Genomic DNA, 14,185 nt, shown 5'->3' with positions numbered 1-14,185 from the left:
GGCCCGTGCGGCCAGTCGGAACCTGCCATGACGGCATCTCCTCCCATTTCCAAAATTGCGACCGTTGCAGCGCAGACGCTTGCTCCGTGGCATCAGGTCGCCGAGAGAGTTTGCGATGTCGCTAAAAAATTTCCCCATCAACATTAAGCTCATTGTCACCTTCTGCGTCTTGATGGGCGTTTGCCTGCTCGCCTCGGCGGTGGTCTTCTGGCAGACGCTGGGGAGCGAGCACGTCACGGTCCAGAACAACAAGGCCAACAACATCCTGCATGCGGTTGACGGTGCGACGGCCGCAATGCTGGAACAGGCCGTCAACCAGCGCGGCTTTCTGCTGTTTCGCAGCGACAGCACCTACAACGATGTTTTCGCCCAGCGCGATCTGATGCTGAAGAAGCTTGGTGAAGCCCGTGCGCTTGCCGCCGGCCAGCCGGACATTCTGAAATCCATCGATGACATGCAGGCATCCGCCACCGTGTTCTTCAAGGAACTGGCGGAACCGCAGCTTGCCGCCCGCAAGACGACCGAAGCACCGATTTCCGAAATCATCGAGATCGGTCGCAATCAGGCCAAGGGTCAGCTCGACGGTTTCCGCGCCTCCGCCGCCAAGATCAAGGACCAGCTGAACGGCTTGTCGGCAAGCTACGCCGCACAGCAGGACGCTGCCGCACTCAACCTCAAGCTCGCACTTCTGGGTGGCGGCGCGGTTGCCGGTCTTCTGGCCGTGGCCCTCATCTGGGCCCTGTCGCGCTCCATCGTCACGCCGATCGTCGGTATGACGGCGGCTATGAGCAGGCTTGCCGACGGCGATATGACCACGGAAGTTCCGGCTCTCGACCGCAAGGATGAAGTCGGCAAAATGGCGAAAGCCGTTCTCGTCTTCAAGGAAGCCGGGTTGGAAAAATCCCGCCTTGCCGGCGAAACCGAGCGCATGCGCTCCGCAACCGAGACCGAGCGCCGCCGCAACGAAGAAGAGAAGGCCCAGGACGAAGCCGCCAACGCCCTTGCGCGTGACGAGCTTGGCAAGGGTCTTGCGGCTCTGGCGGAAGGCGATCTCGCCTACCGTATCGAAACGCCGTTCGCCTCCTACATCGACCCCATCCGTATCGACTTCAACAGCGCTGTCGAAAAGCTGCAGCAGGCCATGCGCGCAGTTGGCGAGAATGCCGCTGCAATCAATGCCGGGGCTTCGGAAATGCTCTCTGCTGCCGACGACCTGTCGCGCCGCACCGAACAGCAGGCCGCTTCCATCGAGGAAACCGCCGCAGCACTGGAAGAAGTCACCACCACGGTGCGTGACAGCGCAAGGGGTGCTGAGGACGCTGGCAATCTGGTTCAGCGCGCCCGCAGCGGAGCGGAAAAATCCGGCATCGTGGTCCGCAAGGCGGTTGCCGCCATGCGCGAGATCGAAAAATCATCAGGCGAAATCGGCAATATCATCGGCGTCATCGACGATATCGCTTTCCAGACCAACCTGCTTGCGCTGAACGCAGGCGTCGAAGCCGCCCGTGCGGGTGATGCGGGCAAGGGCTTTGCCGTCGTCGCGCAGGAAGTGCGTGAACTCGCCCAGCGTTCCGCCAATGCCGCAAAGGAAATCAAGACGCTGATCGGCGCTTCCAGCCAGCAGGTGGAAAACGGCGTCAACCTCGTCGACGAGACTGGCAAGGCGCTCGAACTCATCGTGGCAGAAGTCGAGGAGATCAACGCCCATGTCAGCGCCATCGTCGTCGCTGCCCGCGAACAGGCGACTGGTCTGCAGGAAATCAACACGGCCGTGAACACCATGGATCAGGGCACGCAGCAGAATGCCGCAATGGTTGAGCAGCAGACCGCCGCCAGCCATTCGCTCGCCCGTGAAGCGGAAGCGCTCAATAGCCTGCTCGGCCAGTTCAAGGTGGGCGGCGTTCGCGGTGCCGTTGCCGGCGCCGGCGGATATTCTGCTCCTCGCCAGTCCTCGGTGAAGCCTGTCTACCAGTCCGCACCCGCCGCACCAGTCAGAAAAGCCGCAGTGAAGCCTGCCTCCACAACCGCAAGGCCGGTCGCTTCACCCGCCCGCGCCCTTGGCCAAAGCCTCGCCCGCGCCTTTGGCGGCAAAGCGGAAGCGCCGGCTGCCAAGGATCAGGACTGGACGGAGTTCTGAGCCTGACGGTCACGATCATCAAGCGTGAATCAGGGGGCTGTGAAGCCCCCTTTTTGTTGCTAGATTTACGGCGCGAGCACTCAACCACGCGTTCTGTCGCAGTTTCCCAACAAAGGTGATTTCGAGATGGCACCTAGGATCAAGTTGAAAGTTCTGGATGGTGCATATGGGGTGGCCCGACTTGAGGCATCTGAAGCCATTCCGGCCTGGGCCGATGGCGGTGGCTTCGTCAGTATCACCCGGACCGATGATGAGCTTTCCATCGTCTGCCGGGAAGATCGTATACCTGGGCATGTCAGATCTGATACGGGTTGGTCCTGTCTAAAGCTACAGGGGCCATTTGCCTTCGATGAAACGGGCATCGTCTTGTCCGTTATCGAGCCGCTCTCGACCAATGAGATCGGTATATTCGTGGTTTCGACTTTCGATGGCGACCACCTGCTTGTGAAATCGAACGATCTGGAAAAAGCTTTCGTTCTGCTGAAAAATGCAGGGCATTCGCTCATCTAATATCCATTTCGCAGCGACACTGATGCACTATGCGTTGGTGGGACGATGATAGTCTCACGCGGCATGATCAGCCCGCATGGGGTGCCATACGGAGATATCGCGCGGGGCATCCAGAAGCTCGGGCAAGGCATCGTGCCAAGCCTGCCGATAGGGACGATGAACCTGAACGTCTAGGACATCCTGATGGTCGCTCCAGGTCTCATGCAGCAGGAAGTGGTTTTCGTTTTCGCCGTCCCGATGCAGGGTTGCGTTCACAAAGGTGTTCTCGTGTCGCATGGCGTCGAGCAGATCATTCAGCAATCCTAGAAAACGTTCGCGCTGATCGGCACGGACCTTGAAGCCGATGAGATAGGTGGTGTGCATGGATAGTTACTCCTTTGTACCGTTCATCAGGGCGGCGCGGGTCTCGGCGTCGGCCGGGTAGAAACATTCCAGCACCAGCTCGGACAACGTCACATCCGTGGCGGTTCCGAAAACCGTGGTGGTCGAAATGAAGCGCAGCACGCCTCCGGACAACGGATCGCGTAGTTCGAGCGGTATCGCCAGCGGATCGGCCCCGGCGGAATGCCGTGGAGCTGCAGGCGCGGGATAGGCGGAAAGTTCCGCATGCAGCCGGGAAAGCGTCTCGTCTCCGGTATCTTCGACTTGGCGGCGTAGGCGATCCAGCAGGTGATGCCGCCATTCGGCAAGATTGACGATGCGTGAACTCAAGCCATCAGGATGCAGGCTCAGCCGCAATACATTGAGGGGCGGGTGAAGCAGGTCTTCGGATATGCCGGCGAGAAGCGATTTGATCGCATCATTGGCAAGAACCAGATTCCAGTGGCGGTCGACGGCAAGTGCCGGGAAGGGCATGTGGCCCTGCACCACGGTTTCGACGGCCTTACGAACGGCCGTCATATCAGGCGCATCCAGTGATCGTTCGGAATGGATCGGCGCATAGCCTGCCGCCAGCATCAGCCGGTTGGCGGCGCGGGCTGGCATGGAAAGCTGCTCTGCCAGCCTCGCCAGCATTTCACGGCTGGGCGAAGATCGCCCGCTTTCCACAAAACTCAGATGGCGCGCCGATATCTCGGCATCGGACGCCAGATCGAGCTGGCTCAATCTGCGGCGCGCCCGCCATTCCTTAAGCACCTGGCCGACATGTTCTTGATGATGTGTCATGCCCCGCAGCCTAGCAGAAGATATCGGCAATGCGATTACCTCGCAGGTAATTGTTCTGCGTCACAGCCGCCGGCATGCTCAGGCCGTCAACCAAAAGGAGCGCAATCATGACGCAACATCTCAAAATCGCCGAAACCTACCTCGCTGTCTGGAACGAGGAGAGCGATGAACGCCGCCAGCGCCTCGTCAGCCAAGGCTGGGCTGAAATGGCGTGCTATACAGATCCTTTGATGCAGGGTGAGGGGCAGCAGGGGATTGCCGCGATGATCGAGGCGGCGCGGCAGAAATTTCCGGGATATCGCTTTGTGCTCACAGGCACCCCGGATGGCCACGGCAACTTCACCCGTTTTTCATGGCGTCTCATTTCGCCTGACGGAGAAGATGTTGCCGGCGGAACCGATGTCGTCAGCCTAAATGCCGAGGGGCAGATTGAAAATGTCGTCGGTTTTCTCGATGGCGCCGCATCCTGAGGCAGAGGCGGGTCGTCCCGCCTTCAGTCCCGGTAATGCTGTCAGCCGGCGAAACCGACGCCGGCCTGACGCTGGCCGAGCGCATTGAACACGGTGGAAACGATGCCGGCGCGGTCGAGGCCGGCATTGGCATACATGGTCTCGGGCTTGGCCTGCTCCACCCAATGGTCGGGCAGCGTCAGGGTCCGGACCTTCGGGCCATGGTCGAGCAAGCCTGCGCTTGCCATGAAATGCAGCACATGTGCACCGAAACCGCCGACAGAGCCTTCCTCGATTGTCACCAGAACCTCATGATGAGCGGCAAGCTGGCGGATGAGGTCGAGGTCGAGCGGCTTGGCGAAGCGCGCATCGGCAACCGTGGTCGAAAGTCCGGCGGCATCGAGGTCTTCGGCAGCCGCCAGGCATTCGGCAAGGCGTGTGCCGAAGGAAAGTAGTGCGACCTTGGTACCCTCCTTGATGATGCGGCCCTTGCCGATCTCAAGAATCTGGCCGCGTGCGGGCATCTCGACGCCCACGCCTTCGCCGCGCGGATAACGGAAGGAAATCGGGCCTTCATCATAGGCTGCGGCTGTGCGAACCATATGTTTCAACTCGGCCTCGTCGGACGCCGCCATAACCACCATGCCGGGCAGGGTGGCAAGGAATGTGGTGTCGAAAGAGCCGGCATGGGTCGGTCCGTCTGCGCCGACGAAACCGGCGCGGTCGATGGGGAAGCGCACGGGCAAGCTCTGGATCGCCACATCATGCACCAGCTGGTCGTAACCGCGTTGCAGGAAGGTGGAATAAAGCGCGCAGAACGGCTTGTAGCCATCCGCCGCAAGCCCCGCCGCGAAGGTGACGGCGTGCTGCTCGGCAATGCCGACATCGAAGGTGCGGGCCGGGAAAAGCTCGGCCATCTTGTCCAGCCCGGTACCATTAGGCATGGCGGCGGTGACGCCGATGATCTTGTCGTCGAGGGTCGCTTCCTGGATAAGCGCTTCGGCAAACACGCTGGTATAGCTCGGCGCATTCGGCTTGGCTTTCGCCTGTGCGCCGGTAATGACATCGAACTTGTTGACGCCGTGATATTTGTCCGCTGCCGCTTCTGCTGGCGCATAACCCTTGCCCTTCTGCGTCACCACATGGATGAGAACAGGGCCTTTCTGGTTGTCGCGCACATTGCGCAGCACCGGCAGCAGGTGATCGAAGGAATGACCGTCGATCGGGCCGATGTGATAGAAGCCAAGCTCCTCGAACAGCGTGCCACCGGTCACGTAACCGCGCGCATGGGTCACGGCGCGGGTAATGGCGCGGTCGATGGTCTTGCCGAGATAGGCGGTGAGTTTCTTGCCGAAATCGCGAAAGCCCATATAGGTGCGGCCGGAGGCAAGCCGCGCGAGATAAGCGCTCATCGCGCCCGTCGGCGGCGCAATTGACATGTCGTTGTCGTTGAGGATGACGATCAGCCGCGCGTCGAGCGCACCGGCATTGTTGAGCGCCTCAAACGCCATGCCCGCAGACATGGAGCCATCACCGATGACGGCGATAACCTTGCGGTCGCTCTGATCCAGCCCCGCCGCCACCGCCATGCCGAGACCGGCGGAAATGGAGGTGGAGGAATGGCCGGCGCCGAAATCGTCATATTCGCTCTCGGCCCGACGCGTGAAACCGGAAAGCCCGCCTTCCTGGCGCAGCGTGCGGATGCGCTCGCGACGGCCGGTCAGGATCTTGTGCGGATAACATTGGTGGCCGACATCGAAGATCAGCCGGTCTTCAGGCGTGTTGAACACCTTGTGGATGGCAATCGTCAGCTCCACCACGCCCAGACCGGCACCCAGATGCCCGCCGGTGCTCGACACCGCGTCGATCATCTCGTCGCGCAACTCCCTTGCCAGTTCCGGCAGGTCGCGATCGTCGATCTCCTTGAGATCGGATGGAAAATTCACCCGGTCAAGCAATGGGGTCTGTGGCATTCCGGTCAATCGTTCGGCCTTTTCTCGTGTCAGCGGTGGGCACCAGTGCGTCTTTCATATGGAAAGCCGGCAGTTGAGCCCTGCATGTCGTTCACTTCTATAGAATTTCAACCCTCCGGCAAAGGGACAAACTCTTCTTCGTCGCCGGGAACGATATCGAAGCGTCCGGTTCTCCACTCCTGTTTGGCCTGCTCTATGCGTTCTTTTGATGACGAAACGAAGTTCCACCAGATGTAACGGCGCTGGTTGAGTGCCGCACCGCCGAAGATCATGATGTGACAGCCGCCGCTGCCGCTCTGCAATGTGATGTCGTCGCCGGGCCGGAAGACGAGCAACTGGTCGGCGGCAAAAACGTCACCTGCGACATCCAGAGAGCCGGAAAGAATGTAGATCGCCCGTTCCTCATGGTCGGCAGAGAACGGAAATTTCACACCCGGTTCCAGCGTCAGGTCAACGTAAAGCGTGTCGGTAAAAGCCGAAACGGGGGAAGTGAGGCCTTCGAAATCACCGATAACGACCCGGCCGGATGCGCCCTTGATATCGATCAGAGGCATGTCTTCCCGGGCGGTATGGGAAAAAGCCGGAGCGATTTCCTCCATATGATCGGGGAGGGCAAGCCAGGTCTGCAGGCCGGACATGGAAAGCGGATGGCCGCGCAGGTTTTCCGGCGTGCGCTCCGAATGCACGATTCCGCGCCCCGCCGTCATCAGGTTGATGTCGCCGGGCCGGATGACCAGTTCGGTGCCGAGGCTGTCGCGATGCTTGATTTCGCCGTCAAACAGATAGGTAACGGTGGAAAGCCCGATATGCGGATGCGGCTTGACATCCAGCGCCTCGCCCGCCTTCAGGATGGCCGGACCCATGCGGTCGAAAAAGATGAATGGGCCGACCAGCCGCCGCTGCCGCGTCGGCAGCGCCCGCCGCACGGCGAAGCCGCCAATATCGCTGGTGCGCGGAATGATGAGGTTTTCGATGGCGTCGCAGGCGAAAGCATCACCCGCGACAGGATCGTTGCCGGGAAAGAAGGACATCCGAAGCTCCTCGTATCGTTACACGCAAGCTTACCACGAACGATACGACGTGGGAGCGCCGTAATGTTGAACGCTGTGTCGCCCCCGTTCAACAGGACGTGTTTATTCCCCGTCCAGCGGCTCCACGCCCTGCGGTTTTCCGGCGCGGTCGAGACGGATCTTCTCGATACGCTTTTCGGCGGCGTTCAACAGCGTCTCGCAATGTTTTTTCAGGGCTTCGCCGCGCTCGTAGATGGCGATCGACTCGTCCAGCGCCACGTCTCCGCGCTCCAGGCGTGCGACAATGCTTTCCAGCTCGGCGACGGCCTTTTCGAAGGAATAACCGCTGACATCGGCTGTGTTGGCATTTTCCGTCATTTTCAACCCTTCATCATTCTCAAAATATGCATGGCCGCCGATTCCGCCAGCCCTTCCAGATCATAACCGCCTTCAAGCAGGCTGACGACCCGGTTCGAGGCGTATTTGTCCGCCATTTCCAGCAGCCGCCCCGTCGCCCAGTCGAAATCCTCGCCCACCAGATTGATCTGCGCAAGCGGATCGCGGTGATGCGCGTCGAAACCGGCGGAGATGATAATGAGATCGGGCGAAAAATCGGCAATCGCCGGCAGGACTCGGGATTTGAACGCCTCGCGAAAATACTCGCTGCCGGTATTGGGGGAAAGTGGCGCGTTGACGACATTGTTCTTCACGCCAGTTTCGTTTTTATCGCCGCTCCACGGGTAAAGCGGCATCTGGTGGGTGGAACAGAACAGCACTGACGTGTCGTTCCAGAAGATATCCTGCGTACCGTTGCCGTGATGCACGTCCCAGTCGATGATGGCGACGCGCTCTGCGCCGTGCACCTTCTGGGCGTGACGGGCGGCGATTGCTGCATTGTTGAAGAGACAGAACCCCATGGCCTTTGCGGTTTCCGCATGGTGGCCGGGCGGGCGGGACGCAACGAAGACGTTGTCGGCGGCACCCGTAAACACGTCATCTACCGCCACCATCGCAGCGCCAATACCGGTCAGCGCCGCTTGCAGGCTTTTCGGCGAGACATAGGTGTCGGCCTCGACGCGGTTGATCTCGCCATCTTCCTCGGGAATCTGGCGCATGACGGACAGCAGATGCTCCTCCGGATGCGCCAGAAGCACGGCATCCTCGTTGGCCTGCGGTGCTTGCTTGCGGACCAGTCGCTCGAAATTCGGATGTTCGAGCGCAATGTTCAGAGATCGCAGCCGATCCGGCCGCTCGGGATGGCCTTCCGGCGTGATGTGTTCAAGGAAGATCGGATGTTCGTAAAGACGGGTCGCCATTCTCTAATCCTCCCGAAATAAGCTGATCAAGCGCGCTGCGGCAAAAGCGGATAACCGACCATCACAGCGCGGCCGGCAAGGGCGGCAAGCACGGCCTTCAACGCATCGCCGGGAATGAAAGCGAGCGAACCCATGAACGCCTTTTCAAACCCGAGCCCGACCACCAGCGCCAGATAGGAGATGCCGAAGGCATAAAGCACGACCACGCCGCCGGCGAGGCTTGCGATGAAGAAACCGATACCCTGCGTCAGAGCCGACTGGCCGCGATTGACGAGTTTTTCCGAGAGCGTGCCGGTGACGAAAGCGGCAGCAATCCAGCCGATCAGGAAGCCCGTGGTCGGCGTGGTGAAGATGGAAAGGCCGCCGCGTCCGCCTGAGAGGACTGGCAGGCCGATGGCGGCGATGAGGATGGTCAGAAGAACCGCGAGCGTGCCGCGTTTCGCCCCCAGCACGACACCGGCCAGCATGACGCCAAGTGACTGCGCGGTGATGGGCACCGGAATGAAACCAAGCGTGATCGGCGGCAAAAGTCCGAGTGCGATGATGATGGCGGAAAACAGCGAGATCAGCACAAGGTCGCGGGTCGTCATGGCTCGGGAACTCCGGGTGGTTGTTTTGCCGTCAGCTTTGGCCTCTGAAACCGCGCGCGTCAATGGCGTCGGCAATGGCATCCGCATCCTTCAACGTCATAATGACGAGCGGCACGATGATCGTGGCCAGCCGAACGGGGAGGCCGCGCGCGCGGTGCGCATCGCGCACGGCATGGTAACGGTTGATGATCTCCGGCACGAACCGCACGACGAGCCCGACCGCGAGCCCGATATCGGCCGCCTTGACCAGCCCCAGCCTTTCCAGCGGGGCGGCGGCAACCGAGATTTCGTCCATGAATTGCGAAATGCTGACGGTGATGGTGACGGCGGTGGCGAGAAGCGCCAGTGCAGTCAGCCGCAGAAGATTGACACTCGCATCGTGTACCGGAAGCAGCAGATAGCTGAAGGCGGCAACGACGAGAATGGTCAGCATCACCGGGCGTAGCCGCAGGCCGATCTCGCGGAATTGCAGCCGCGTCTCGCGCAGAATGGCGGCGGCCACAACGACGGCGCATCCCAGCAAAAGCAGATCGCGGGTGAGAAACAGCGCAATGCTGAAAACCATCAGCGTCACGAGCTTGAGGCGCGGAGAGACGCGGTAGAGCCAGCCCGTGCCTTCGACATGAAGCGACTTCATCGCGACGCAACCTCCAGATAACGTGCCACCGCCTCTTCGGGGTTGGCGTCTGCAACAAGCTCGCCTTCGTGAAAAACCAGTACGCGATCGAAGCCGGAAAGCAGCGGCAGATCATGGGTGATGACGACAAGCGCCTGCGACAGCGCAGCCATTGTCTTCTCAACGATCGCGCGGTTTTTGAGGTCGAGCTGATTGGTCGGTTCATCGAGAATGAGGATTTGCGGTTCAGTGACCAGCAGGGCGGCCAGCGCCGCCAGCTGCAATTCGCCGCCGGAAAGCTCGTGCGCGCGCCGTTCTTCCAGATGAGCGATACCGAGCCGGGCAAGCACAGCCTTGACCCGCGTTTCTGTCTCCGTCTTGCCGATACCGAGTCGCTTGAGGCCGAAGGCGACATCGTCGCGTATGATCGGCAGGATGATCTGGTTCTGCGGATTCTGGAAGATGAAACCGACTGCCTGCAATACCGCTCTCGCATCTTTGACGGTGTCGAGACCGTTCACCGACACCTTGCCGCCCGTCGGCTTTGTCAGACCATTGATAAGCCGCGCAAAGGTGGTCTTGCCCGAGCCGTTGAGGCCGATGACGCCGATACGCCGTTCAGTCAATGTCAGGGACACGGGCTGTAAAGCCTGCCTGCCCTCGAAGGCGACGCCTGCGGTGTCGAAACGGATTTCCAAGATTGATGCATCCCTCTATCGCTTTCCGGTTCTATATCGTGTCATCAACAGAAGTGAAACAAAGAACAAAAAAAGAACATTGCAATCCTGAAAAAGCCGTCATACCTTCTGCTTCATGACGATCAAGGTTTCAAACGAAGCGGCAAAGCGGATTTTTCTGGCGCGGCAGGGGCTTTGCTCTCCGCCCGGAAAGGCGCTTTCCAAGGATGGCCTGCTGCAGCTCATTACCGATATCGGTTTCGTGCAGGTGGACAGTATCGGCACGGTGGAGCGCGCCCATCATCAGATAATATTCTCCCGAAACCAGACCTACAGGCGCGAACATCTGACAGCACTGCTGGAAAAGGACCGCGCGCTGTTCGAGCACTGGACGCATGATGCCTCCATCGTGCCGACCGAATTTTACCCCTATTGGAAGCACCGCTTCCGCCGCCGCGAGCCGATCATTCAGGAGCGCTGGCGCAAATGGCATGGTGAGGGGTTCGATGCGGCTTTCGCCGAGACACTGGAGCGCATCGCCGCCACGGGTCCTGTTCTGGCGCGTGAGTTGAAGGAGGAGGGGCATCAGTCCGGCGGCTGGTGGAACTGGCATCCTTCCAAGACCGCACTCGAATATCTGTGGCACACCGGTAAGCTTGCCATATCCGGCCGCGTGAATTTCCAGAAGGTCTATGATCTGGCGGAGCGGGTCATTCCCGGCGAGCACCACGAAAGCGAAGTGGAGCATACGCAATTCGTCGACTGGGCCTGCCGGCAGGCGCTCACCCGGCTGGGTTTTGCCACCCATGGCGAAATCGCCGCCTTTTTTGATCTCGTTACCCCGCAGGAGGCGAGGGACTGGGTCAAGAGCCACCGTGACGAACTGTGCGAGGTCTCGCTTCTCGCGAGCGATGGCGGTGCTGCCCGTCCGTCCTATGCTTTTGCGGATTTCAGCGCCGATGTCGCCAACCTGCCGGAACCGTCGTCCCGCGTCCGTGTGCTGAGCCCCTTCGATCCGCTGTTGCGCGACCGCAACCGCACGGAGCGGCTGTTTGGCTTCTATTACCGTATCGAGGTCTTCGTACCCGAGCCGAAACGGCAATATGGCTATTACGTCTTCCCGCTTCTGGAAGGCGACCGGCTGATCGGCCGTATCGACATGAAGGCAGACCGCAAGCGCAGCACGCTGGATGTGCGCCGCCTGTGGCTGGAACCGGACGTGCGCGCCTCAGCGGGAAGGCTCGAGAAACTAGACGCGGAATTGTCGCGACTTGCGAAGTTTACGGGGGTGGAGTGTGTGAATTATCTGGAGGGGTGGCGGGAAGTGTAATTGCGCCTTGAGCCGGCGACTGCCTCTTCCGTCATGCTCGGGCCTGTCCCGAGCATCTGCAACGGAAAATGTATAGGATGCGTCTGCAGATCCTCGGCACAAGACCGAGGATGATGCCGGACGGGCGGAGAGGACGCCAAATCGAAGCGCCCTCGCGACGTCCCTAAATCACCCGATATCCGTTGCCGAAATCTTGATCCCGAAGCCTTCCAGCCCGACATAGTGGCGCTCGCGGGTCGTCATCAGCTTGATCGAGCTGATGCCGAGATCTTTGAGAATCTGCGCGCCGAGGCCGATTTCCAGCCACTCATTTTCGCGGGAGCGGGCCTGTGCGTGCGCTTCGTCGGGATCACGCGCCTTGCGCCGTCCGTCCACCTGGCCGACGCCGACAGAACCTTCGCGTAGATAGACGATGACGCCGCGGCCTTCTTCGGCGATCTTCTGCATATAGTGCTGCACCGGCTGGCGGTCGCCGAACACGTCGTCAGCAACGTTTTCAGGGTGCAGGCGGACGGGAATATCGACGCCATCGCGGATATCGCCGAAAATCACCGCCATATGCTGCATCCGGTCCCATGGCAGGGAATAGGTATGCGCCTTGGCCGGTCCGAACGGGGTTTGGATGGTGAAGGAGGATTCCATCTCCACCAGCGTTTCCTTGCGCTGGCGATAGGCGATCAGATCGGCGACCGAAACATGCTTCATGCCGTGTTTTTCGGCGAAATCCAGGACCTGCGGCCCACGCATCACGGTGCCATCGTCATTAACCAGCTCGCTGATGACGCCGATGGGCGGCAGGCCGGCGAGCCGGCAGAGATCGACCGCCGCTTCGGTATGGCCGGAACGCATCAGCACGCCGCCTTCGCGGGAAATCAGCGGGAAAATGTGGCCTGGCCGGGTGAAATCCGACGCGCCGACATTCGGGTTGGCGAGATTGCGCACCGTCAAGGTGCGGTCATCCGCGGAAATACCGGTCGTCGTGCCATGCTTGAAGTCGACGCTGACGGTGAAGGCGGTGGTGTGGGCGCTGTCGTTTTCCGCCACCATGGCGTTGAGGTTCAGCCTCTTTGCCTCGTCACGCGGCATGGGCGCGCAAACGATGCCGGATGTGTGGCGCACGATCAGCGCCATTTTTTCCGGCGTGCAATGAACCGCCGAAATAATCAGATCGCCTTCGTTTTCACGGTCGTCGTCGTCGGTCACGACAACGATCTCGCCAGCTTCGAAAGCGCGGATAGCGTCGACGACACGTTTCTGATCATAGGCCATTTCGGATTTACCTCACTTCAACCGGCCGGTCTGGCCACGATCTCTCAAATAATGGTCGGCAACGGTGCAGGCCACCATCGCCTCGCCGATCGGCACGGCGCGGATGCCGACGCAGGGGTCGTGGCGGCCCTTGGTGCGCACATCCACATTGCGGCCGTCGGTGTCGATGGACTGGCGCTCCGTCAGAATGGAGGAGGTGGGCTTGATGGCGAAGCGGGCGATGACGGGCTCGCCAGTCGCGATGCCGCCCAGAATGCCGCCGGCATGGTTCGACAGGAAAATCGGTTTGCCGTCATTGCCCATGCGCATCTCGTCGGCATTCTCCTCGCCGGAAAGCTCAGCCGAGGCAAATCCCTCGCCAATCTCCACGCCCTTGACGGCGTTGATCGACATCAGGCTGGAGGCAATATCCTGATCGAGCTTGGCGTAGATCGGCGCGCCGATGCCGGCCGGAACACCTTCCGCCACGACTTCGACGACCGCGCCGATCGACGATCCCGCCTTGCGGATGCCGTCAAGATATTCTTCCCACACCGGCACCATCGCCGGATCGGGGCAGAAGAATGGGTTCTGATCGACCTGGTCCCAATCCCAATTGTCACGGTTGATCTTGTGTTTGCCGATCTGCACCAGCGCACCGCGCACGTTGAGGCTCGGTACCACCTTGCGGGCGATTGCGCCTGCGGCAACACGCGCCGCCGTCTCGCGGGCGGAAGAGCGTCCGCCGCCGCGATAATCGCGAATGCCGTATTTCAGATCATAGGTGAAGTCGGCATGGCCGGGGCGGAAGCTGCGGGCAATCTCGCCGTAATCCTTGGAACGCTGGTCGGTATTTTCGATCAGCATGGAGATCGGCGTGCCGGTGGTTATCATCGTCTCGCTGTCCTCATCCAGCATCACGCCGGACAGGACTTTGACGATGTCATCTTCACGGCGCTGGGTGACGAAGCGGCTTTGGCCGGGCTTGCGCTTGTCCATCCAGTGCTGCACCTCGGCAAGCGTGAAGCGAATACCGGGCGGGCAGCCGTCCACCACGCAGCCCAAAGCGGGCCCATGGCTTTCGCCCCAGGTGGTAACGCGAAAAAGATGACCGAAGCTGTTATGCGACATATTTCTCTAGACCGGAAAACGAGGGCGCGCCTGC

General features: G+C 60.6%; 15 protein-coding genes. 4 read left to right on the top strand and 11 right to left on the bottom strand.

Going from position 1 to position 14,185, the window contains the following annotated elements; genetic code table 11:
• The first annotated feature begins 115 nt into the window (after positions 1-115).
• Together ACQZ6D_RS14195 and ACQZ6D_RS14190 are read left to right on the top strand one after the other, a co-directional pair.
• Positions 116-2,137, top strand: coding sequence for a methyl-accepting chemotaxis protein (locus ACQZ6D_RS14195; protein WP_065702765.1), 2,022 nt, complete (start codon positions 116-118; stop codon positions 2,135-2,137).
• Positions 2,138-2,263: 126 nt separating this feature from the next.
• On the top strand, positions 2,264-2,647 hold the full coding sequence (locus ACQZ6D_RS14190) for an ACT domain-containing protein (protein WP_003511736.1): 384 nt from the start codon (positions 2,264-2,266) through the stop codon (positions 2,645-2,647).
• A 54-nt stretch (positions 2,648-2,701) separates the two neighbouring features.
• Here ACQZ6D_RS14190 and ACQZ6D_RS14185 read toward each other — a convergent pair whose 3' ends face one another.
• Both ACQZ6D_RS14185 and ACQZ6D_RS14180 read right to left on the bottom strand, forming a co-directional pair.
• A complete protein-coding gene (locus ACQZ6D_RS14185; protein ID WP_013635594.1) occupies positions 2,702-3,010 on the bottom strand; it encodes a putative quinol monooxygenase in 309 nt (102 codons plus the stop codon).
• A gap of 6 nt (positions 3,011-3,016) precedes the next feature.
• Positions 3,017-3,811, bottom strand: a complete 795-nt coding sequence (locus ACQZ6D_RS14180; RefSeq protein ID WP_065702763.1) for a helix-turn-helix domain-containing protein — start codon at positions 3,809-3,811, stop codon at positions 3,017-3,019.
• 107 nt (positions 3,812-3,918) lie between these two features.
• On the opposite strand from ACQZ6D_RS14180, the gene ACQZ6D_RS14175 reads away from it, so the two are divergent.
• Positions 3,919-4,281, top strand: coding sequence for a nuclear transport factor 2 family protein (locus ACQZ6D_RS14175; protein ID WP_065702761.1), 363 nt, complete (start codon positions 3,919-3,921; stop codon positions 4,279-4,281).
• Positions 4,282-4,322: 41 nt separating this feature from the next.
• Here ACQZ6D_RS14175 and dxs read toward each other — a convergent pair whose 3' ends face one another.
• The 7 genes from dxs to ACQZ6D_RS14140 all read right to left on the bottom strand — a co-directional run bounded on the left by dxs (position 4,323) and on the right by ACQZ6D_RS14140 (position 10,463).
• Positions 4,323-6,242 (bottom strand): 1-deoxy-D-xylulose-5-phosphate synthase, encoded by a 1,920-nt coding sequence (dxs, locus tag ACQZ6D_RS14170; RefSeq protein WP_065702759.1) that lies wholly within the window; start codon positions 6,240-6,242, stop codon positions 4,323-4,325.
• A 98-nt stretch (positions 6,243-6,340) separates the two neighbouring features.
• Positions 6,341-7,264 (bottom strand): pirin family protein, encoded by a 924-nt coding sequence (locus ACQZ6D_RS14165; RefSeq protein ID WP_003511747.1) that lies wholly within the window; start codon positions 7,262-7,264, stop codon positions 6,341-6,343.
• A gap of 102 nt (positions 7,265-7,366) precedes the next feature.
• On the bottom strand, positions 7,367-7,621 hold the full coding sequence (locus ACQZ6D_RS14160) for an exodeoxyribonuclease VII small subunit (protein ID WP_003503059.1): 255 nt from the start codon (positions 7,619-7,621) through the stop codon (positions 7,367-7,369).
• Between the two features lie 2 nt (positions 7,622-7,623).
• The gene (locus ACQZ6D_RS14155; protein WP_003511750.1) at positions 7,624-8,559 is read right to left on the bottom strand and encodes a histone deacetylase family protein; all 936 of its coding nucleotides are present in this window, start codon (positions 8,557-8,559) and stop codon (positions 7,624-7,626) included.
• A 26-nt stretch (positions 8,560-8,585) separates the two neighbouring features.
• Complete coding sequence (locus ACQZ6D_RS14150) at positions 8,586-9,149, bottom strand: biotin transporter BioY (protein WP_035197936.1); 564 nt, start codon at positions 9,147-9,149, stop codon at positions 8,586-8,588.
• 31 nt (positions 9,150-9,180) lie between these two features.
• On the bottom strand, positions 9,181-9,786 hold the full coding sequence (locus ACQZ6D_RS14145) for a CbiQ family ECF transporter T component (RefSeq protein WP_448729787.1): 606 nt from the start codon (positions 9,784-9,786) through the stop codon (positions 9,181-9,183).
• Complete coding sequence (locus ACQZ6D_RS14140; protein WP_065661299.1) at positions 9,783-10,463, bottom strand: energy-coupling factor ABC transporter ATP-binding protein; 681 nt, start codon at positions 10,461-10,463, stop codon at positions 9,783-9,785. The genes ACQZ6D_RS14145 and ACQZ6D_RS14140 overlap by 4 nt, the downstream gene beginning before the upstream one ends.
• Before the next feature lie 115 nt (positions 10,464-10,578).
• On the opposite strand from ACQZ6D_RS14140, the gene ACQZ6D_RS14135 reads away from it, so the two are divergent.
• Complete coding sequence (locus ACQZ6D_RS14135) at positions 10,579-11,772, top strand: winged helix-turn-helix domain-containing protein (protein ID WP_111783279.1); 1,194 nt, start codon at positions 10,579-10,581, stop codon at positions 11,770-11,772.
• 168 nt (positions 11,773-11,940) lie between these two features.
• Here the strand turns inward: ACQZ6D_RS14135 and ribB are convergent, their stop codons facing one another.
• Positions 11,941-13,041, bottom strand: a complete 1,101-nt coding sequence (gene ribB, locus ACQZ6D_RS14130) for a 3,4-dihydroxy-2-butanone-4-phosphate synthase (protein WP_003511757.1) — start codon at positions 13,039-13,041, stop codon at positions 11,941-11,943.
• Positions 13,042-13,053: 12 nt separating this feature from the next.
• Positions 13,054-14,151: a chorismate synthase gene (gene aroC / locus ACQZ6D_RS14125; RefSeq protein WP_113157938.1), complete on the bottom strand. Its 1,098-nt coding sequence runs from the start codon at positions 14,149-14,151 to the stop codon at positions 13,054-13,056.
• Positions 14,152-14,185 lie beyond the last annotated feature (34 nt).

This window comes from Agrobacterium sp. 22-3639C2, from assembly GCF_053522105.1.
The sequence above is the reverse complement of the archived record's forward strand: the minus strand, read 5'-3'. Positions and strand labels throughout refer to the sequence as shown.

Coding starts and splice junctions, on each gene's coding strand:
- ACQZ6D_RS14175 (WP_065702761.1), top strand. CDS start 3,919: ATGACGCAACATCTCAAAATCGCCGAAACCTACCTCGCTGTCTGGAAC.
- ACQZ6D_RS14195 (WP_065702765.1), top strand. CDS start 116: ATGTCGCTAAAAAATTTCCCCATCAACATTAAGCTCATTGTCACCTTC.
- ACQZ6D_RS14150 (WP_035197936.1), bottom strand. CDS start 9,149: ATGACGACCCGCGACCTTGTGCTGATCTCGCTGTTTTCCGCCATCATC.
- aroC (WP_113157938.1), bottom strand. CDS start 14,151: ATGTCGCATAACAGCTTCGGTCATCTTTTTCGCGTTACCACCTGGGGC.
- ACQZ6D_RS14135 (WP_111783279.1), top strand. CDS start 10,579: ATGACGATCAAGGTTTCAAACGAAGCGGCAAAGCGGATTTTTCTGGCG.
- ACQZ6D_RS14190 (WP_003511736.1), top strand. CDS start 2,264: ATGGCACCTAGGATCAAGTTGAAAGTTCTGGATGGTGCATATGGGGTG.
- ACQZ6D_RS14185 (WP_013635594.1), bottom strand. CDS start 3,010: ATGCACACCACCTATCTCATCGGCTTCAAGGTCCGTGCCGATCAGCGC.
- ACQZ6D_RS14180 (WP_065702763.1), bottom strand. CDS start 3,811: ATGACACATCATCAAGAACATGTCGGCCAGGTGCTTAAGGAATGGCGG.
- ACQZ6D_RS14165 (WP_003511747.1), bottom strand. CDS start 7,264: ATGTCCTTCTTTCCCGGCAACGATCCTGTCGCGGGTGATGCTTTCGCC.
- ACQZ6D_RS14155 (WP_003511750.1), bottom strand. CDS start 8,559: ATGGCGACCCGTCTTTACGAACATCCGATCTTCCTTGAACACATCACG.
- ACQZ6D_RS14160 (WP_003503059.1), bottom strand. CDS start 7,621: ATGACGGAAAATGCCAACACAGCCGATGTCAGCGGTTATTCCTTCGAA.
- ribB (WP_003511757.1), bottom strand. CDS start 13,041: ATGGCCTATGATCAGAAACGTGTCGTCGACGCTATCCGCGCTTTCGAA.
- ACQZ6D_RS14145 (WP_448729787.1), bottom strand. CDS start 9,786: ATGAAGTCGCTTCATGTCGAAGGCACGGGCTGGCTCTACCGCGTCTCT.